At 46.0% G+C, this 20,359-nt stretch carries 20 protein-coding genes; 5 read left to right on the top strand and 15 right to left on the bottom strand.

What is annotated here, in order from left to right:
- Positions 1-2 precede the first annotated feature (2 nt).
- Positions 3-1,313 carry a thymidine phosphorylase gene (gene deoA / locus ACUJFL_RS00460; RefSeq protein WP_445428174.1) on the top strand — a complete coding sequence of 437 codons (1,311 nt, stop codon included), beginning with the start codon at positions 3-5 and terminating at the stop codon, positions 1,311-1,313.
- Positions 1,314-1,465: 152 nt separating this feature from the next.
- On the opposite strand, the gene rho is transcribed toward deoA, so the two are convergent.
- Complete coding sequence (gene rho / locus ACUJFL_RS00455; protein ID WP_226751360.1) at positions 1,466-2,731, bottom strand: transcription termination factor Rho; 1,266 nt, start codon at positions 2,729-2,731, stop codon at positions 1,466-1,468.
- Between the two features lie 194 nt (positions 2,732-2,925).
- Entirely contained in the window at positions 2,926-3,252 is a 327-nt protein-coding gene (trxA, locus tag ACUJFL_RS00450; RefSeq protein ID WP_226751359.1) for a thioredoxin TrxA, read from the bottom strand.
- Positions 3,253-3,354: 102 nt separating this feature from the next.
- Between trxA and rhlB the strand changes: the two genes are divergently transcribed.
- Both rhlB and gppA read left to right on the top strand, forming a co-directional pair.
- A complete protein-coding gene (rhlB, locus tag ACUJFL_RS00445) occupies positions 3,355-4,644 on the top strand; it encodes an ATP-dependent RNA helicase RhlB (RefSeq protein ID WP_306178594.1) in 1,290 nt (429 codons plus the stop codon).
- Positions 4,610-6,166 carry a guanosine-5'-triphosphate,3'-diphosphate diphosphatase gene (gppA, locus tag ACUJFL_RS00440; protein WP_267867499.1) on the top strand — a complete coding sequence of 519 codons (1,557 nt, stop codon included), beginning with the start codon at positions 4,610-4,612 and terminating at the stop codon, positions 6,164-6,166. Before rhlB ends, gppA begins: the two co-directional genes overlap by 35 nt.
- A gap of 51 nt (positions 6,167-6,217) precedes the next feature.
- Here gppA and hemB read toward each other — a convergent pair whose 3' ends face one another.
- The 10 genes from hemB to ACUJFL_RS00390 form a co-directional block, all read right to left on the bottom strand.
- Positions 6,218-7,225, bottom strand: coding sequence for a porphobilinogen synthase (gene hemB, locus ACUJFL_RS00435; RefSeq protein ID WP_445428173.1), 1,008 nt, complete (start codon positions 7,223-7,225; stop codon positions 6,218-6,220).
- A complete protein-coding gene (locus ACUJFL_RS00430) occupies positions 7,215-8,015 on the bottom strand; it encodes a TatD family hydrolase (RefSeq protein WP_445428172.1) in 801 nt (266 codons plus the stop codon). The genes hemB and ACUJFL_RS00430 overlap by 11 nt, the downstream gene beginning before the upstream one ends.
- A gap of 2 nt (positions 8,016-8,017) precedes the next feature.
- Positions 8,018-8,527 carry a hypothetical protein gene (locus ACUJFL_RS00425; protein WP_445428171.1) on the bottom strand — a complete coding sequence of 170 codons (510 nt, stop codon included), beginning with the start codon at positions 8,525-8,527 and terminating at the stop codon, positions 8,018-8,020.
- Positions 8,524-9,288, bottom strand: coding sequence for a twin-arginine translocase subunit TatC (gene tatC, locus ACUJFL_RS00420; protein WP_445428170.1), 765 nt, complete (start codon positions 9,286-9,288; stop codon positions 8,524-8,526). The genes ACUJFL_RS00425 and tatC overlap by 4 nt, the downstream gene beginning before the upstream one ends.
- Positions 9,266-9,646: a Sec-independent protein translocase protein TatB gene (tatB, locus tag ACUJFL_RS00415; protein ID WP_226751353.1), complete on the bottom strand. Its 381-nt coding sequence runs from the start codon at positions 9,644-9,646 to the stop codon at positions 9,266-9,268. Before tatB ends, tatC begins: the two co-directional genes overlap by 23 nt.
- A 2-nt stretch (positions 9,647-9,648) precedes the next feature.
- Positions 9,649-9,903, bottom strand: coding sequence for a twin-arginine translocase TatA/TatE family subunit (gene tatA / locus ACUJFL_RS00410; RefSeq protein WP_226751352.1), 255 nt, complete (start codon positions 9,901-9,903; stop codon positions 9,649-9,651).
- Between the two features lie 41 nt (positions 9,904-9,944).
- Positions 9,945-11,573 (bottom strand): ubiquinone biosynthesis regulatory protein kinase UbiB, encoded by a 1,629-nt coding sequence (gene ubiB, locus ACUJFL_RS00405; RefSeq protein ID WP_445428169.1) that lies wholly within the window; start codon positions 11,571-11,573, stop codon positions 9,945-9,947.
- Complete coding sequence (locus tag ACUJFL_RS00400) at positions 11,574-12,182, bottom strand: ubiquinone biosynthesis accessory factor UbiJ (protein WP_226751350.1); 609 nt, start codon at positions 12,180-12,182, stop codon at positions 11,574-11,576.
- Positions 12,182-12,937 carry a bifunctional demethylmenaquinone methyltransferase/2-methoxy-6-polyprenyl-1,4-benzoquinol methylase UbiE gene (gene ubiE, locus ACUJFL_RS00395; protein WP_226751349.1) on the bottom strand — a complete coding sequence of 252 codons (756 nt, stop codon included), beginning with the start codon at positions 12,935-12,937 and terminating at the stop codon, positions 12,182-12,184. The genes ACUJFL_RS00400 and ubiE overlap by 1 nt, the downstream gene beginning before the upstream one ends.
- Positions 12,938-13,060: 123 nt before the next feature.
- A complete protein-coding gene (locus tag ACUJFL_RS00390; RefSeq protein WP_445428168.1) occupies positions 13,061-14,083 on the bottom strand; it encodes a GGDEF domain-containing protein in 1,023 nt (340 codons plus the stop codon).
- Positions 14,084-14,335: 252 nt separating this feature from the next.
- Between ACUJFL_RS00390 and ACUJFL_RS00385 the strand changes: the two genes are divergently transcribed.
- Entirely contained in the window at positions 14,336-16,081 is a 1,746-nt protein-coding gene (locus tag ACUJFL_RS00385; protein ID WP_445428167.1) for a DUF885 domain-containing protein, read from the top strand.
- A gap of 90 nt (positions 16,082-16,171) precedes the next feature.
- Here ACUJFL_RS00385 and ACUJFL_RS00380 read toward each other — a convergent pair whose 3' ends face one another.
- Positions 16,172-16,414: a hypothetical protein gene (locus tag ACUJFL_RS00380; protein ID WP_226751347.1), complete on the bottom strand. Its 243-nt coding sequence runs from the start codon at positions 16,412-16,414 to the stop codon at positions 16,172-16,174.
- Positions 16,415-16,456: 42 nt separating this feature from the next.
- Positions 16,457-16,915 carry an EVE domain-containing protein gene (locus ACUJFL_RS00375; RefSeq protein WP_226751346.1) on the bottom strand — a complete coding sequence of 153 codons (459 nt, stop codon included), beginning with the start codon at positions 16,913-16,915 and terminating at the stop codon, positions 16,457-16,459.
- A 63-nt stretch (positions 16,916-16,978) separates the two neighbouring features.
- On the opposite strand from ACUJFL_RS00375, the gene tesB reads away from it, so the two are divergent.
- A complete protein-coding gene (gene tesB, locus ACUJFL_RS00370) occupies positions 16,979-17,848 on the top strand; it encodes an acyl-CoA thioesterase II (protein WP_229586042.1) in 870 nt (289 codons plus the stop codon).
- On the opposite strand, the gene plsB is transcribed toward tesB, so the two are convergent.
- Positions 17,845-20,346, bottom strand: a complete 2,502-nt coding sequence (plsB, locus tag ACUJFL_RS00365; protein ID WP_445425721.1) for a glycerol-3-phosphate 1-O-acyltransferase PlsB — start codon at positions 20,344-20,346, stop codon at positions 17,845-17,847. The genes tesB and plsB overlap by 4 nt on opposite strands.
- Between the last annotated feature and the right edge of the window lie 13 nt (positions 20,347-20,359).

Raw genomic sequence — 20,359 nt, 5'->3', positions numbered from 1 at the left:
GCATGGCGATCCCACAGGAAATTATTAAAACAAAACGGAATGGCCAAGTATTAACTGAGGCCGAGATTAAACAGTTCGTACAAGGTTTAACAGACGACAGCTTTAGCGATAGCCAAGCGGCTGCGCTGGCCATGGCCATTTATTTAAACGGTATGACGGTAGCCGAGACCGTATCCTTAACGTTAGCGATGCGCGATTCAGGCACGGTATTGAATTGGCAAGGTCAGTTAAATGGCCCGGTAGTTGATAAACACAGTACGGGTGGTGTGGGTGATAAAGTCACGCTCATGTTAGCTCCGATGGTCGCAGCCTGTGGTGCCTATATGCCAAGTATTGCCGGCCGCGGGTTGGGCCATACGGGGGGCACAGTAGACAAACTGGAAGCAATCCCAGGCTATAGCTGTACGCAATCACTGAGCCGTATTCGCCAACTGTTACCTGAGTTAGGTTGCGTTATTGTTGGTCAAAGTAGTGAGCTCGCCCCTGCAGATCGTCGTTTGTATGGCATTCGTGATGTGACGGCCACGGTAGAATCTATACCACTGATTACCGCGTCTATTTTGTCGAAAAAGTTGTCTGAAGGCTTAGATGTGCTGGTGATGGACGTTAAAGTGGGCAATGGGGCCATTATGGCAACGGCGGATGATGCTGCTGCGCTGGCGAACAGCATTGTTAACACTGCAACCGGTGCAGGTGTCGCTACGCGCGCGTTAATTACTGATATGAATCAAATCTTAGGGGCTACTGCGGGTAATGCGTTAGAAGTGATGGAAACGCTGGATTATTTAACCGGTAAATACCGAGAGCCAAGATTACATCAATTAACCTTAGAACTGGGTGCGAATATGCTGGTTCTAGGCAAGGTGTATGCCGATAAAGCCGCTGCAGTAGCTGCGTTAGAGCACAGTTTGAGTTCGGGTAAAGCGGCAGAGATTTTTGCGAAGATGGTCAGTGCCATGGGTGGCCCCGCAGACTTGTTTGAAAAGCCTGCGCAATATTTAGCGGCAGCACCAGTGAGTTTAGTGATCGAGTCACCTCAAGCAGGAGAACTGCACTATGCCAACACCGTTGGTTTAGGCATGGCCGTTGTAAGATTGGGTGGAGGGCGTTCGCATCCTGCACAGAAAATTGACCCTGCGGTTGGCTTTAGTCAGATTGTAAGTGCGGGAAATCAAGTCAGTATAGGGCAACCTTTAGCCACCGTGCATGCGGCAACCACGGCTGCAGCCGAGATGGCAAAAGCAGAATTTTTAGCTGCGTGTCGTTTTGACCGTACCGCGGTAGCACCGTTAGTACATCAAGTAATTGGCTAACGCGAGTAACGGTTTGCTATTGAGATTTTTTAAGCGGTGTTTTTACGCACGAAACGAGTAGTGCATAACGTGCTATGCGGTTCGTTTTGTTAAATGCGGCATACAGTCATAAAAAAACCGGCTTGCGCCGGTTTTTTTATTAACAACTCAACTTAAGACTTTTGACGCTTCATCGCATCAAAGAATTCGTCGTTTGTTTTAGTCATTAACAACTTATCGATAAGGAATTCCATACAATCGGTTTCATCCATGGGATGTAAGATTTTCCGCAGGATCCACATTTTTTGTAGTTCTTCTGGTGACGCCAGTAATTCTTCACGGCGCGTACCTGAACGGTTAAAGTCGATAGCAGGGAACACACGGCGCTCAGCGATTTTCCGCGATAAGTGCAGTTCCATGTTACCGGTACCTTTAAATTCTTCGTAGATAACCTCGTCCATTTTAGAACCGGTATCTACTAAGGCTGTGGCGATAATGGTTAAACTGCCGCCTTCCTCAACGTTACGTGCCGCACCAAAGAAACGCTTTGGTTTGTGCAAGGCGTTTGCATCCACACCACCGGTTAATACCTTGCCTGAGCTAGGGATCACGGTGTTGTAAGCGCGAGCTAAACGCGTAATCGAGTCAAGCAGGATGATCACGTCTTTCTTGTGTTCAACCAAGCGCTTGGCTTTTTCGATAACCATTTCAGCAACTTGTACGTGACGGCTAGCCGGTTCATCAAAGGTAGATGCAATTACTTCCCCTTTCACTAAACGCTGCATCTCGGTGACTTCTTCTGGGCGTTCGTCGATTAACAACACCATCAGCACACAATCAGGATGATTGGCGGCGATAGATTGGGCTATGTTTTGCAACAGAATGGTTTTACCGGCTTTTGGTGGCGCGACAATTAACCCGCGCTGCCCTTTACCGATAGGTGAGGCTAAGTCTAGGACACGTGCCGTGATATCTTCGCGGCTACCGTTACCCCGTTCCATGCGTAAACGTGAGTTCGCATGCAGCGGCGTTAAGTTTTCGAATAAGATTTTGTTACGAGCATGCTCAGGTTTGCCGAAGTTAACTTCGCTGACTTTTAGCAGGGCGAAGTATCGCTCACCTTCTTTAGGTGGCCGAATTAAACCGGAAATGCTGTCACCCGTACGCAAGTTAAAGCGGCGGATCTGGCTAGGCGAGACATAGATATCGTCTGGGCCAGCTAGGTACGAGCTGTCAGAGGAACGAAGGAAACCAAAGCCATCCTGTAAGATTTCTAAGCAACCATCACCGTAAATTTCTTCACCGTTTTTGGCATGGGATTTAAGGATGGCGAAAATGATATCTTGTTTGCGCAGACGAGCCATGTTCTCTTGGCCCATAGACTCAGCTAACTCAACCAGCTCGCTAATTGGCTTCAGTTTCAGTTCTGTTAAATGCATATTTGATGGGTTCTTGTTGGTGGAAACAGATTAAATGCTTATCAATTCGATAAATATGGGATAGAAGTTGGTTTATTCGACAGACAAGCGTGGTTCAGGGTGTTTGCTACTGCACACAATAGCAGCTGCGATAACGTCCGTCCAGCGGACAATAGAAAAAAGGCGTACAAAAAATACGCCTTTTTAGCGCATCGTTAGATATTGCTGTCTAAAAACTGCTTTAATTGCGTTTTTGACAGAGCACCTACTTTAGTAGCGGCAACTTGACCATTCTTGAATAAAAGTAAGGTTGGAATGCCACGAATACCAAATTTTGGTGGTGTGTTCGGGTTTTGGTCGATGTTGACCTTGGCCACTGCAACTTTACCCGCATATTCAGATGCGACATCATCCAGGATCGGCGCGATCATTTTACATGGGCCACACCATTCCGCCCAGAAATCAACCAGTACTGGCGTTTCTGCTTTTAATACATCAGCTTCAAAGCTGTCGTCAGAAACCTGTAAAATATGTTCGCTCATCTATTTCTCCGTTCATGCTGTGCAGTTACACTGCAAAAAATATATTATCAATTTAATCGCGGCTGTTTCTTATTGCAAGCGTAACAGTTATGCTAGGTAGATATGAATAAAACACACTTAACATCGCATAAATTCGCCGATTTCGGATTGGCACCACAGGTTCTTGACGCTCTTGCAGCGCAAGGTTATGACTATTGTACGCCAATTCAGGCACAATGTTTACCCCTAGCGCTTGCTGGGAAAGACATTGCAGGTCAAGCACAGACGGGTACGGGTAAAACACTCGCTTTCCTTACTGCGACCTTCCATCATCTGCTTACGCATGAACCCAAGGGTTCAGGTCAACCTCGCGCCATCATAATGGCTCCTACGCGAGAGTTGGCAGTTCAGATCCATAATGATGCCGTTATGCTAGCGCAAAAATCGAATCTGCGCCTTGGCTTGATTTATGGGGGCGAGGGTTACGATTCTCAACGCCAATTGTTGGAACAAGGCGTAGATATTTTGATCGGCACTACCGGTCGCTTAATTGATTATTTAAAACAAGGCTTATTTGAGCTGTCACAAATTCAAGTGGTGGTGTTAGATGAAGCTGATCGCATGTTCGATCTGGGCTTTATCAAAGACATCCGCTTTATGTTTAATCGTATGCCGCCAGTCACTGAGCGGTTAAGTTTACTTTTTTCAGCTACTTTGTCTTACAAGGTACAAGAACTGGCCTTTGAAAAAATGAATCAGCCAGTGCATATCCATATCGCACCAGAAGAAATGACCGGCAGCCGGATCAGTGAAGAGCTGTTTTATCCAGCACATGAGCACAAAATGGCTTTGTTGCTGACGTTATTAGAAGAAGAATGGCCAGATAAAGCCATTGTTTTTGCGAATACTAAGCACGCCTGTGAAGACGTGTATCATTGGTTAGATGCTGATGGTCACCGCGTCGGTTTACTGACTGGCGATGTTATTCAAAAGAAACGTTTAAAAATTCTCGACGATTTTACAACCGGTAAGTTAGATATTTTAGTTGCCACCGATGTGGCTGCGCGTGGTTTGCATATTCCGATGGTTAGTCATGTATTTAACTATGACTTACCCGATGATTGCGAAGATTATGTGCATCGTATTGGTCGAACCGGCCGTGCGGGTGAAAGTGGTAAAGCGATCAGTTTTGCATGTGAGCGTTATGCCCTAAACTTAACCGCGATCGAAGATTATATTCGGCATCCGGTACCTGTTACCCAGTATGATGCTGATGCCTTGTTAACTGATGTTACACCACCGAAGCCACGTGTTAGACGCCGTCCAGCACAAGCACGAAGTGGTGCAGGTAACCGCGGTAATAGTGGACGCCCGAGTAATGGCACAAGATCTCCTCGCAGCCGCCCTAGATAATCACTCCCTCGACAGCGATCACGCTGCCTCGATACGCTCACCGCATAGTGATATTTATGCGGTGATTGATCTCGGCTCCAACAGTTTTCATATGTTGATGGTCAAAGTGGTTGGCGGTTCTGTGCAAGTTATTGGCCGGGTTAAACGCAAAGTACGTTTGGCTGCGGGTTTAAATGACAACTTAGTCCTCAGCCACAAAGCCATGAAACGTGGTTGGGAGTGTTTGGCGTTATTTGCCGAGCGCTTGCAAGATATTCCGGCTGAAAATATTCGCATCGTCGGGACTGCCACCTTACGTTTAGCCCAAAACGTCAAAGTGTTTTTGCAAGAAGCAGAAGCTATCCTTGGCCAACAGGTGCAAGTGATTAGCGGTGAAGACGAAGCGCGCATTATTTACTTAGGTGTTGCACATACCTCCAATAGCGACAGCAACCGCTTGGTGATCGATATTGGCGGTGCCAGTACCGAGGTCGTCATTGGCCAGGGTTTTACACCGACTTTACTATCTAGCCTGAATATGGGCTGCGTAACCTACCTTGAGCGTTATTTTACAGACCAACAATTAAGCGAAGATAATTTCTCGGCGGCGATTCAAGCGGCTGAAACGGAGATCGTTAAGATCCGTGATTCTTTTCTTAATGAAGGTTGGCAAATTGCGGTGGGGGCGTCAGGCACCGTGCAAGCCATGCAAGAAATCTTGGTGGCACAGGGCAAAGACGAAGTGATTACACTGCGCCGTTTAGAAGACATTATGCAGCAAGCCATGGCGTGTGGTCCGGTTGAGCAATTAAGTATCTTAGGTTTAGCGCAAGAACGTAAACAAGTGTTTGCCTCTGGTTTAGCGATTTTGATTGCGCTGTTTCGGCAGCTACAAATCAGTGGCATGACCTTGTCCGGTGGCGCTTTACGCGAAGGCGTGCTGTATAGCATGTTGCCAGGCCTGCAAGACAGTAATGTGCGTAATCGTACGGTAAACAGCTTGATGGTACGTTACTTTATTGACCAGCAACATGCCGAGCGGGTTGCCGAGATGGCGACGGAGTTGGCTGGGCAATTACAAAGCCGTTGGGATCTGCAAAAGTTTGAAGGGCACAGCATGCTTCGTTCTGGTGCCTTATTGCATGAGCTGGGCTTACTGATTGAATACAAAAATCATCATCATCATGGTGCTTATATTATCAATCATTCTGACTTGCCCGGGTTTACCCGTGCGCAACAGCAGCTAGTGATGGCTTTGGTGTATAACCATCGTGCTGATATCGCACGGGAAGTGATCGCCAGACAAACCATGACCTCGGTGTTATTAACCGTGCGTTTGACGCGGATCTTACGTTTAGCGGTGATTATGTCGATGCGGCGTCGGCTAGAGGCTTTACCGCAGGTAACGATTAGCGCTAAGGCAGAAACCCTGACTTTAACGATGCCAGCGGGTTGGCTAGAGCAGCATCCGTTAATGCGTGCCGAGTTAGAACAAGAAGTGCAATATCAGCAACAAGCGGGTTGGGAATTAATTATCAATTAAGTCTGCTTGCCGCCATTGTTAAAAGCAAGGCAGCAAGCAACCTCTTGTCGCTTAACCGTTTTGTTTTAACCAGATCGCGACCTTCTTCGCAAAATACGTCAAAATGCCATCTGCGCCTGCCCGTTTAAAGGCTAATAACGACTCCATAACCACCGGTTGCTCTGCTAGCCAGCCATTTTGAATAGCGGCCATGTGCATGGCGTATTCACCACTAACCTGGTAGGCAAAAGTCGGCACGCCAAACTCGTCTTTCACGCGACGGACAATATCCAGATAAGGCATACCTGGCTTTACCATGACCATATCCGCGCCTTCTTCTAGATCCATGGCCACTTCGTGCAGGGCTTCATTGCTGTTTGCCGGATCCATCTGGTAATTCTTTTTATTGCCGCCTTTTAGGTTGCCAGCTGAGCCAACCGCATCGCGGAACGGGCCATAATAGCTGGAGGCATATTTAGCAGAGTAAGCCATGATACGGGTATTCACATAACCGGCTTCTTCTAATGCTTCGCGGATCGCCCCAATTCGACCATCCATCATATCAGAGGGCGCCACCACATCGGCACCGGCTGCGGCATGCGACAATGCCTGTTTTACCAATGCTGCGGTGGTAATGTCGTTTTGTACATAACCCTTTTCATCAATAATGCCGTCTTGGCCATGCGTGGTAAAAGGATCTAATGCCACATCGGTAATGATGCCCAATTCGGGTGTATGTTGCTTTAATAACTGAACTGCGCGCTGCGCTAAACCATCGGGGTTCCACGCCTCTTCAGCGGTTAATGATTTATTGGCGGCTGGGGTGACTGGAAACAACGCGATAGCAGGGATCCCGAGTGCGACTAATGCTTTGGCTTCCTCAAGTAACAAATCCAGTGTTAGCCGCTCTATACCCGGCATTGAGGCAATGGCTTCGCGTTTATTAACACCGTCGATAATGAACATCGGATAAATCAGGTCGTTCACTGTTAGCTGATTTTCTGCCATTAAACGTCGGCTAAAATCATGCTCACGCATGCGGCGTAAACGGCTAGCAGGAAAAAAACGGTTAGTGTGCATCAGTAAGATCCTCAACGGGTAATTGCAATAAACGACAGCTATTTTGGTAACTCTGCTCGGCTACTTGCGCTAAGCTTTGCCCCGTTAAACGCGCAACTTCGGCGCCAATAGCAGGCAATAAAGCGGGCGTATTATGCCGAGGGCGCGGCCTGATAGTTCGGGGGGTTAAATAGGGTGCGTCGGTTTCTAAGATTAAACGATCGGCCGGTAAATATTGAATAGCTTGTTGTAAGGCTTGGCCTCGGCGCTCGTCACATAACCAACCGGTAATACCAATATAAAGCCCAAGCTCAAGGTAGGCTTTCAGTTGGTTAGTATCGCCCGTAAAACAATGGGCAATGCCACCGCGAAGCGGGGGTTGTTCTTTTAGCATGGCTATTTGCGTAGCAAAGGCATCGCGTTCGTGCAGATACACGGGTAATTGATACTGCTTAGCCAGCGTGAGCTGTTCGGCAAAGACCTGTTGTTGTTGGTCGCGTGGTGAAAAATTGCGATTAAAGTCTAAGCCACATTCGCCTATCGCCAATACATGGTTTGCTTGCAGCTGCAGGGCAAGTTGTTGCAGCCAGTCTGCTCCGACGTTGGCCGCTTGGTGCGGGTGCACGCCAGCAGTACTGTAACAACCGGTATGTTGCTGGCAAAAGCTGAGATTTTTCTGGCTTTCGGCTAAGTCGCTACTAATTAATAAACAATCAGTGACACCCGCGGCATTTGCTGCAGCGATAATGGCGCTTTCTTGGGCCGCGAATTGGGCACTAAAAAGATTAAGCCCACAGTCAAACCAGCGCATGATTAGTCAATGCGTCTTACTTTAAGCGTACGGTTGTTTTTATCATTGGCTAGATAAAACGATCCGACCGCGCCACGCTTAATATGATGTGCCTCACCTACACTGATGGGATAAAAACCAGAATGAGTTTGACGCCACACTTGGTCATTCTCAAATTCCACAATGACCTCTTTACGCAAGCTATAGCTGACTTTTCGCACGATAGAAGTGATTTGCTCAATATTATCCACGGCTTGCTTACGTTCGTGACCAAATTGGCTTTCTATCGTTTTAAGATCAACTTCGGCTGCAACCTCAGGCTTAGTTTGCACGACTTCTGCAGGTGCAAGTGTTGGTGCTGAAGTACTTAACGTATTGGTCGATGTATTAATGGCATCATAACAGGCCAAGCGTTGCGCTGTTTGCGTTAGCGTGCGGCACTGTTCAAGTGCATTCGCAAGGGGGCTTTGTGCCATGCTGATCGGGCTGAAACACAGCAGTAAACTGCTAATTGTTAACAAGCGTTTGATCATGGTTGTTGCTCCTCAGTGTTGTCTGCTGCACTGTTATCGGCTTTAGGCTCATAAAAGCGGCTAAGCCACAGGCCCACTTCAAATAGCATCCACATTGGAATAGCCAATAACGTTTGTGATAACACATCTGGTGGGGTTAATAGCATGCCGAGAATAAAGGCCCCGACAATAATGTAAGGCCGTTTTTCTGCCAAGGTGGCACGGCTAACGCTACCACTCCATACCAGTAATAGAATGGCGATAGGAATTTCAAAGGACAAACCAAAAGCAAAAAACAGCTTCAGAACAAAGTCTAGGTAACTGGTAATGTCAGTGGCAATGGTTACACCTTCTGGCGCGACGCTAGTGAAAAAGGCAAAAACCAAGGGAAAGACAATAAAATAAGCGAAAGCGATGCCACCATAAAATAACAAGGTACTACTGGCCACTAACGGCGCCATTAAGCGTTTTTCCCGGCTGTATAGCGCTGGGGCAATAAACTGCCACACTTGCAGTAAAATATAGGGAATCGCTAAACAAATAGAGACCATAAAGGTTAATTTAAACGGCGCAAAGAAAGGCGCAGCCACATCGGTGGCAATCATGCTGGTACCTTCTGGTAGCACCGCCAGCAAGGGTTTGGCTAGTAAAGCGTAGATGTCGCGTGCAAAATAAGCCAAACAAAGGAATACCACTAATACTGCAATAACAGAGCGCAGTATTCTATTGCGTAATTCAATTAAGTGACCAAGAAGGCTATTAGGATCCGGTTTTGTTTTCATCTTTTACGACAGTCTCACTGGAAGTAGGGGTGAGGTCTTTGCCAAGTTGTTGAGTTAAGTTGTTCAATGACATTTGGGCATTGGATGGTCTTACCGAATTTGCCGCTTCAGTTAATTCTTTGATGGCTGCTTTTTCATCATCACTAAGATTAAGTAAGTTTTTAGCTTCAGCATCTTTAAGTTTTTGATGTAATTCGTGTATCCGTAGGTTGTCGCTGAGTTCGGCTTGCATTTGTTGGCCAAACTGCTTCACGCTACGCACTGTTTTCATGGTACTGCGGATAGCACCTGGTAAACGTTCTGGCCCAAGCACGAGTAACGCTACTATGGCAATGACGAGGAGTTCCCAAAAGCCCATAGTTAGTGTTTATCTTTCTCAGAGTTAACAGACTGTGTAGAAGTTGACTCAGTTGCACCATGCGATTTCTCAGCAAGTTGCTCTGGTTTTTTAAAGCTTTCGTCTGTTTCGTCGTCGGCTTTTTCATCTTTTACTGAGTTACGAAACCCTTTGATAGCAGCGCCAAGATCATTGCCTATGCTGCCTAGACGTTTCGTGCCAAACAATAACACCACGATGACTAAGACAATTAATAATTGCCAAATACTGATACCCATGTTGCACTCCTCATCGATGCTAAAACTATGTTATGCGCTGGCTAAGCCAAAAGGGCTTTAATTACAAAGAAGGCGGCGAACAGCCCCAGTGTGGTAGAAAGCCAAGTGTTCCCTTGATTGAACGTTATACTAGCACTAATCACGCTGGCTGCAGCAAGAATAGCGTTAATTATTTGCCGTTTGCTTTGTTGTTGCTGCAGTTGCAGTTGTTGTAGTTGCAATAACAAGGCTTGCTGTTGTTGTGGGCCTTGCTGCAAATAGCGATGAAATAATTCCGGCATTTGCGGCATCTTTTCAGCCCAAAACGGCAGGTTCTCTTTTACCTGGCGCCAAATAGCGGGTAAACCGACTTGTTGTTTTACCCAATTTTCTAAAAAGGGTTTCGCTGTTTTCCACAGATCCAGCTGCGGATAGAGCTGGCGACCAAGCCCTTCGATATAAAGCAAGGTTTTTTGTAAAAGTACCAGTTGCGGCTGTACCTGCATTTCAAAGCGTCGCGCGGTATTAAATAAATTGAGCAGGACTTGGCCAAAGGAAATTTCGGCCAACGGTTTTTGAAAGATAGGTTCACACACGGTACGGATTGCGCTTTCAAACTCTTCTACTTTGGTATGAGCCGGTACCCAGCCCGAATCCAGATGAAGTTGTGCCACTTTGCGATAATCACGGTTAAAAAAGGCGACAAAGTTTTCAGCTAAATAGCGTTTATCTTCAGCATTTAAGGTGCCCACGATGCCACAGTCGATGCCGATGTACAGTGGGTTCTCGGGATGTTCACGCGAGACAAAGATATTACCCGGATGCATATCGGCGTGAAAAAAACTGTCGCGAAACACCTGCGTAAAAAACACTTCTACACCGCGTTTGGCCAGCAATTCCATGTCGGTGCCTTGTGCTTGCAGCGCCGGAATATCCGATACTGGAATACCATAAATACGTTCCATCACCATGACATTGTTGCGACAGTGATCAGCGTAAACCAAAGGAATATACAGCGAATCTGAGCCTTCGAAATTACGTTTTAATTGAATGGCATTGGCGGCTTCACGTTGTAAATCTAATTCATCTAAAATGGTTTTGCGGTATTCCGCGACGACTTCGCGTGGTCGCAAACGTTTGCCGTCAGGTAAAAACCGTGCTGCAATTTGCGCTAAGCTATCCATTAGCGCTAAATCAGCCAAAATTTGTTTGCGAATACCGGGGCGGATCACTTTGATTACGACGTCTGCGATACGGCCATCGTCTTGGCGCAATTGCGCGGTATGCACTTGGGCAATCGAGGCTGAGGCTAAAGGTGTCACATCAAAATCGGCAAATAAATCACTGATGTGGTTTAACCCTAGTGCTTGCTCGATCAGTTGCTGTGCTTCCTCTCCAGGAAATGGCGCCACTTTATCCTGCAAAATACTTAATTCATCCACCAAGGCGGCGGGAAGCAGGTCACGGCGAGTTGAGAGCATTTGGCCAAATTTAATCCACACCGGCCCTAAACTTTGCAAGGCTAAACGCAATCTGGCGCCCACGGCGTGTTCTGGATAACGATTACGTAACCAAAAGGCACAACGACGGAATAAACGCGCGTACCAAGGTTGCCAGTGTTTTGGCAGTAGTTCGTCCAGACCGTATTGCAGCATAGTTTTTTGGATCTGGTAAAAACGACTTATCCGCACCTAAAGCTCCTGGTATTGTTTTAACTGGCGACGTAACATTTCTAATCGTGCCTGTAGCTCGCTAAGTTCTTGGGTAAATTGATCTGCTTCTAAACGGGTTGGGCTGAGCCGCAGTTCATCTTGAACCAACTCCAGTTGTAATTGACTGAGTAATTTTACTTTTTCTTGCAAATAGGCTTGTAACTGGCTCAAGGTAATACTGATTTTATGTGCTGCGGCATCACCGATATAGCCCGATAAAGCGTGCTGCCAATCGGGATTTAATTGCTGTAAAAAATAAGAAAATTGCTGGGCAACTTGTAAATCACCATCAATGTCTAGAGCATCACTTTTAATCAATTTAGTGAGCTGGCTGGGATCACGCAGCTGGCGTAAGGTCGCTAAATTTGTGGAGATTTTACAATCAGTAGCCTCGTTATGCATATTAATCAGTAACGAGTCATGACTGGCGCTAACCACTAAGGTTAAGTTTAAGTCGCGTAAACAAAAAGACAGCTGCTTGCCTTGCAGACGCTGTAAAGCAGGCTTACAAGCAGGATCCATCGCAATTAACTTACGGCTGAGTTTTTCAGCGATAGCACAAAGTAATTGCGGTAGTAAGGGTAACATTAGAATTTATACCCGCGGTGTAACGCTACAATACCGCCGGTTAAGTTTTCGTAGGTGACTTCGGCAAAGCCCGCAGCGCTCATCATGGCTTTTAAGGTGTCTTGGTCAGGGTGCATACGGATAGATTCTGCCAGATACTGATAGCTTTCTTTATCATTCGCAATTAATTGCCCCATAAAGGGCAATAAGCGGAACGAATATAAGTCGTAGGCCTTGCTTAACCATTCATGGCTAGGCTTAGAGAACTCCAGTACCAATAAGCGCCCCCCCGGCTTTAATACGCGAAAGATGGAACGTAAGGCGGCGTCTTTGTCGGTGACATTGCGTAAACCAAAGCCGATAGAAACGATATCAAAGCTGTTATCGGCAAAGGGTAGGGCTTCTGCATTCGCTTGCACATATTCAATATTATTGACCAAGCCCAAATCACGTAATTTATCACGGCCAACATTGAGCATCGATTCATTGATATCGGCTAATACTACCTTGCCAGTGGTGCCGACGCGTTTTGAGAAAAGTGCGGTAATGTCACCTGTTCCTCCGGCTAAATCAAGGACCTGCTGGCCAGGGCGCACACCACTACAATCAATGGTAAAGCGTTTCCACAACCGATGAATGCCCAGTGACATGACATCATTCATAATATCGTACTTGGCAGCTACCGAATGAAACACATCCGCAACCATGGCAACCTTTTGTTCTGCCGGTACCGATTTAAAGCCAAAATGTGTCGTGTTGTTGTTGGAATCGCTCATAACAGTGCCTGATTTAAATACTAGACTGTTAGTGTAAAAGATTACTGCAGCCGAGCCAACAGGCGTAACTGCAGAACAGGGGAAAATTCGGTAGTCAAGTCAACGACTGCCGTAAACGGCAACTTAGGCAAATGCTAGCATGCTTTCACTGGCAACTTGATTACGCCCACGCTGTTTAGCGAGCTGCATGATGCTGTCAGTACGTGCTAAGAACTGATACCAGTTTTCTGATGATTGATACAGGGCGACACCAAGAGAAATGGTGATTTTAGGCAAACTCTTTTTGTCTTTTGCAGAAATAAAACGGAGTTTTTCTACGCCTTTACGCACTTGTTCGGCAATTTCATTAGCAGTGCGTAAATCAACATCGGGTAGTAATAACAAGAATTGTTCGCCACCAGAACGAACAGGTAGGCCGCTTTCTTGCACATAACTGCGCACTTTAGTTGCCACTTTCGACAATATTATGTCGCCAATAAGATGACCATAATCCCGATTAAAGCGGCTGAAATGGTCTAAGTCGACCGCGATGGCCGCAATTTGTCGATCAGGCTGTTCACTAAGCCATAAATCAACTTGGCTTTGCATCGCTACGCGGTTATACAAGCCGGTTAAGGGGTCTTGTAAACGCTGTTGCTTGATTTGCTCAAGTTCATTGCGTAGTTGGTGGCTTTGTTGATTGGCACTTACCAGCTGTTGATTTAGCTGTTGCTGTTGTTTGCGGTAAGTCAGGGTAACTTGTTTTAACTCTGCTAATGCCGGTGGCATTGGCATGGCATCTTGTTCAAGTTTAAACACGGTATGATCAAGCTGATCAATAAAATCTTCAGTGGCTTCAGCCGCTAAGTCGGTATAACCAGACAGGCGCGTGACCATACCAGAAACATCTTGCAGTAACTGCTCTTGTTGTTGTTGTTCGGGAAGCAAATGACGGTTGTATAACTCCGCCATAATGAAATCATCAAAGCGGGCTTTTGCAGCCAGTTTTTCTTCAATTGCTTGGCACAACGCGTTGTTGTTACCACTGATATACTCATACCCAACCGTGTAGTTTGTCGGATGAGCCGCCAGCTGGTTATGTTTCAGAAAAGCAACGACTTGAGCGGCTTTATCCGTGGCTTGCTGCATCGTATCTTTATACTTCATAGCACGACTTAGAGCTCCGTTAACGGTAAGCTGTTAATTTACAAAACCATAGTACGTGATATAACGTCAGTGGCAACAGGTTTTATGGATAATTTGTTATATTCAGTGAATAAATCCCAAAGTTGATACGGAAATTAAAATTCCATTACTTAATTCTCACGATAGACATCAGTAATACTGCGTTTCGTAGGGCTGCTATCTGAGAATAAAGCCGCTACAATCAAGAATGAGCGATTAAAACAGGGTGTGTTTATGCTAATGACAATAAAAAGAGTGGCAGGCGTATTAACCGCATTAGCCTTGCTGAGTGGTTGTGCTTCAAAAGCGCCCGCACCAGCAGCCTTAAGTTTTGAAGAGGTGGCAAATACCATTTGGTTGGCGGAAAGAGCTCTTCAAACTGCCGCACCAGGGCAGTTAATGGATATGTCTGCTGAGGCCATGAGCTTGCGGCAAAATCAGCGTTTAGCATTACAGCAACGTTTATTGGCGATTGACAGCTCGCAGTTAACTGAACAAGAGCAAATTGACCATGCCATTTTGGCCTATCGTTTAGCTGATGAAATTGACCAGTATCGTTTTAATGCCCATCTGATGCCGCTGACATCTGAATCCGGTTTTCATACTGCTTTAGCGTTTAGCTTGCAGCGTACTGCCATCAAAGACATTAACGATATCGAGCAGTACTTACAGAAGTTAGCAGCGGTACCCCAGTATATGTCGCAGCAAATTAGCTGGATGCGTCAAGGTTTAAGTCAGGGTATTACTCAACCTAAGGCCGTGCTGGCGGGATACGAGCAAAGTATTAGCTCTTATATTGTGACAAATATAGAACAAAGCGTATTTTTTCAGCCTTTATTGCAAAAGCCGGCGGCTGTAACCGATATGCAATGGCAGCAGTATCAACAACAAGCCAAAAATGTAATCAGATTAGAAGTGAATACGGCTTTTCAAGCGTTTTATCAGTTTATGATTGATGAGTATCTGCCTGGGGCGCGGGATGATATTGCCGCAAGCAACTTGCCCGATGGTAAGGCGTTTTATCAAAATCGTTTAGAGCATTACACAACGTTAAAATTAACACCTGAACAGGTGCATGCTACCGGTGTGGCTGAAGTAAAACGTATTCGAGCTGAAATGCAGCAAGTGATTAATAGCTTGGGATTTGACGGCAGTTTTGCTGACTTTGTTCAGTTTTTACGCACCGATCCACAATTTTATCCGCAATCAGCAGACGAACTGCTGCGTTACGCCGCGTATTTGTCAAAACGCGCCGATGCGCAATTACCGCGTTTTTTCAAGCTATTGCCGCGGACACCTTATGGTGTGGTAGAAGTCCCTGCTGAAATTGCTCCTAAATACACAACCGGTCGTTATTCGGGAGCAACCCGTGATGATCAAGCGGGTTTTTACTGGGTTAATACCTATGCGTTAAATCGGCGGCCATTATATGAAATGGAAGCGTTAACGCTGCATGAAGCGGTGCCGGGCCATCATTTACAAATTTCCTTGGCCAGAGAGCAAGCAACACTGGCTGATTATCGTCGTTCATTTTACACCTCAGCTTTTGGTGAAGGCTGGGGCTTATACGCGGAGTACTTAGGTATTGAGATGGGTTTTTATCAGGATCCCTATAGTAACTTTGGCCGCTTAACTTATGAAATGTGGCGCGCCGCTAGATTAGTTGTGGATACCGGTATGCACAGTTTAGGTTGGAGTCGGCAACAGGCTATCGATTTCTTAGCACAAAATACGGCACTGTCGTTACATAATGTGCAAACCGAGATTGACCGTTACATCAGTTGGCCAGGGCAGGCTCTGTCGTATAAGTTGGGTGAGCTAACCATTAAACGTTTGCGACAAGAGGCCGAGCAGAAACTGGCTGAGCGTTTTGATATTCGAGAGTTTCATCAGGTGGTATTAGGTAATGGCAGTGTGCCATTAGCGGTGTTAGAGCAACAAGTTCGGCGTTATATTGCTCAAAAACTGGCTACAGAGTAGATAAATCAGTCTAAATAAGTATGCCGGCAAGTGCCGGCATACTTATTTTAAACCTGAAGCGAAGCTGTAATAAGCAGCAGGCAAACAAATTTAATGACGTAAGACAATATTGGGTGCGGTATCTATTTCACCATGATGATCAATGGCTGCCAGCTTGCCATCAAAATCAAGCACCGCAATTTTTCCAAATGCCATATTCCTAACAAACTGTAATTGGTAACCATACCGCTGCAGTTCAGAAACAGCAAATTTCTGAGCTAAGCTAAGTTGTTGCCAAAAATAATCAATGTCCCTATTAATCCGGCGCCTTTCTTGTGACTGAGTTGCAAACATACTGGGCTCCAAGATGGTTAAGATCGATTCATCTGCACTGCATTACTGTAAATCAAGTAATGATTGCCACTGTTCTTTAGATAACGGCATGACAGATAAACGATTTCCTCGTTGGGTTAACGAGTGATTTTTCATCATAACTGAGCTTTTGATTTTGTCCAACCTGACCACTTGCGAGAATCGTGTCAAATATCGCAAATCCACGGCGGTCCATCGCGGTTGCTCAGTTGTTGCTGTTTTATCATAGTATGGGCTGTCAGTTTGAAACTGACTGGGATCAGCGTAAGCCGCCCGGACAACTTCTACTATTCCTGCCAAACCTATAACGCGGCAACTGGAATGATAGATCAGCACTTGGTCGCCAATTTTTACGGCATCTCGTAAAAAGTTACGTGCCTGATAATTGCGCACACCCTCCCAAACAATAGCTTGTTCTGGCGCATTAGCAAAGTCATCAATGCTACATTCGGCCGGTTCTGTTTTAAATATCCAATAGTTCATTTTGCCAGTCTCCATGAATTACGGCAGAATAACAGGACTTTTTATCATGGAACAGGCCGGAATATGAGTCAGGTATTAGCAAATCTATTGTCTTTACTGAAGCTAGAAAGCATTGAGTTAGGGTTATATCGTGGCCAAAGTCAAGATTTAGGCTTCAAAGCGGTGTTTGGTGGCCAAGTGATGGGGCAGGCATTATCTGCGGCGAAAGAAACCTTACCTGAAGAGCGCAAAATCCATTCGTTTCACTCTTATTTTTTAAGACCCGGTGATGCCAGCAAACCGATTGTCTATGAAGTAGAAAACATCCGCGATGGTAAGAGTTTTAGCACCAGACGGATCAGCGCTATTCAATTTGGCAAACCCATTTTTTATATGACCGCGTCGTTTCAAACCGGTGAAGTGGGTTTTGAGCATCAAATTGCCATGCCCGAAGTACCGGCACCGGAAGAATTAGTTTCTGATTTAGACTTTTATCAGCAACATGCGGCACAAATTCCAGAGAAGTTACGCAGTAAATTTATCTGCGAAAAACCGATTGAAATGCGACCTGTCGATTTTCAAAACCCTTTTTCGCCACAAGTGAGTGCCGCTAAGCGTTTTGTTTGGTTTAAAGCTAATGGCAATATGCCGGATGATTTACGCGTGCATAAATATCTCTTAGCTTATGCCTCTGACTTTAATTTTTTACCCACGGCACTGCAACCGCATGGTCGCTCATTTTTAGCGCCAAACATGCAAGTGGCCACGATTGATCATGCCATGTGGTTTCACCATGATTTCCGCTTTGATGACTGGTTGTTATATGCAGTAGATAGCCCTGCGGCATCAGGCGGCCGTGGTTTGGTGCACGGCCACTTCTTTACGCGTGAGGGCCGCCTTGTAGCAACCACCATTCAACAGGGCGTTATTCGCGAGTATGCCAGTGCTGATTAAGCCCGACATTCTTTCGGCATAATGCTATTAATACTTTGCAGTACGTCACTGCGAAGCAGCACATTCACGGTTTGAGATAGGGTGCTAAGCTCTGCCGTGGCACATACTCGGTTGTCTTGATCCAACTGAGTATAGCCTGCCTGTTTTAGTGCCTGACTTAACGTGGCAAATAAATTTTTATCGTAGTATTCCGGCGCATTAATACCGTGTAGTGTTAGCAAGCGTTGCGCCAACTGATGGCTTTGCTGCTCTAAATCTGCACGATCTAATGGGCCATGCGCGCGCAATAAATTAAAGACCACAGCATAACGCTGTAAAGTATGCTCGGCATTATGTGCGAGCAGCTCCAGCATCACATATTCGCGACTGTGTTGAGAGGGCGCACGATAATACTCATCATCTAACCGGACTAAACCCTGATGCGTAAGTTGTTGCAAGATGGTTTTTACGTAGTTGCCTACCGAGGGCACATACAAAAATAATTCCTGGCGTAGCAAACTATACAATTGTTCGGCAATACGAATTAGCTGGCTTTGGCTCGTTTGTTGTTGATGTAAAACGGCTGAGGCTAAGATGGCTGGGATAATAAATAAATGCAGAATATTATTGCGATAATAGCTCATCAATACGGTATTAGCTGGCGTTAAGCTGATGACATCACCGAAACTATCCCGACTGACTTGGATTTTTTTCATCTGCAGGGCATGATCAATCATGTCTGTGGCAGACATATGCGGCAGTGTCACCAAGCTATGATAAGGGGCACCTTGTTGTAGTTGCAGGTAGCAGTCAAGTTGCTGGATCAGCTCTTGCCGACTAATGGCTTGTTTATCGCTGGCTAATAGCGCCAGTGACAGCAAATTAATGCTATTCAATGCCGCGGCCTGATTGATATGTCGCATAATTTGCTCAGACAATTTAGCCACCAGCGGGTTCAGCCACTGCGGTTTAGGCGCTTCAAGAGAATTAATCTCGCTTTTCCAATCCGGTATTTGCTGCGTTAAATACTGATTGAGTGAAATGGGTTCACCAAAATTAACATAGCCAAAGCCATAATCGCGTAAATTTCGGATCGCCTTAAGTACACCACCAATCGATTCCTTTTTCTTGCCAGAGCCCTGCAATTCACTGAGGTAAGTGTTTACTTCCATGACATGCTCATAACCCAGATAAACCGGCACTAAAGTAACGGGGCGATCGATGCCACGCAGCATTGATTGTACGGTCATCGCCAGCATGCCGGTTTTAGGGTTTAATAAACGTCCCGTGCGACTCCGGCCACCTTCGGTGTAGTACTTCACCGCATAACCTTTAATAAACAGCAAGCTTAAATATTCGCGAAAAACGGTTGAATACAACTTATTGCCACTAAAACTGCGTCGAATAAAAAATGCCCCGCCACGACGAAAAATCGTGCCTGCAGGCCAGAAATTTAAGTTAATGCCTGCGGCGATATGCGGTGGCACTAACCCCTGATGATAAATAATATAACTGAGTAGCAAGTAATCCATATGACTTCGATGGCAAGGTACATAAACAATTTCATGTCCTTTTTGCGCCAGATCGCGCAAAGTGTCGACATTATTGACCTTAATGCCAGCATAAAGCTTTTGCCATAACCATGTCAGAATACGATCACCAAAACGTAAAGTTGACGTGCGGTAATCGGCTGCAATCTCTTGCAGTAATTTGCGAGCTTCTTGTCGCGCTGCGGCGTAATCTCCATTGCGGTTAGCCGCTTCATCGGCGATGGCTTTTTTAACCGCAGGCGTGGCTAATAGCGCATTAAATAACTGACTGCGGTTCATCAGTTTTGGCCCTGTTGCTGCCAGTCTCTGTCGATAAAAGTGGATCCGTGACATGCGCAGCAGTTTTCTGGCAGTGCTGGCTTCAGCGCCAAATTGTCCAGCCATTTGTTGTAGATCTACTGGTTTACTTAAGCGCACCAGCGTGTGTCGACCTGAGATAAATACAATCAGTAACTTAGCTAACCAGTTAGGTGAATGTGCTTCCCCCAGTAACCATTTAATACTGTCTTCCTTACCTGGTGCACGGCCCCATAAGATCGAGATCGGCATCAGCTGTGCCTGTAATTTGGGGTTGGCTAAATGAGCCGCGAGTAATGTTTGTCCTTGCTTTAATGCACGGGTATCGCTGCGGCCACCAATGATTTGGTGAGGTTTTTCGAGAAATAAGATGCGTGATAATTTCTGCCCCCGCAGTTCGACATGGCTAAGCGGATCGGGCAAGGCTAGTTGCTGGCAAACGCGACGCAGCGTGGCGACATCACTGGCTGATTCGGTGTGGCATATATAAAATAATGGCCGTTCTTTATTAACTCCCAGTTGTTGTAGGGGGTTATCAGGAACGATTTTGAATTTAACGAGTAGGCGAATAGGCCATTTTAATAATAAGGTCAGTAACGACAAGCTTGAGAACATAATGATACCGAGCAAACTGAACAGTGCTAAGAATACCACAGCTGCGTAAGCTGGCAAATTCAGCTGCAGA

The sequence above is a fragment of the Alishewanella sp. HL-SH05 genome, from assembly GCF_052655985.1.
This window is presented reverse-complemented; position numbering and strand designations above follow the sequence as displayed.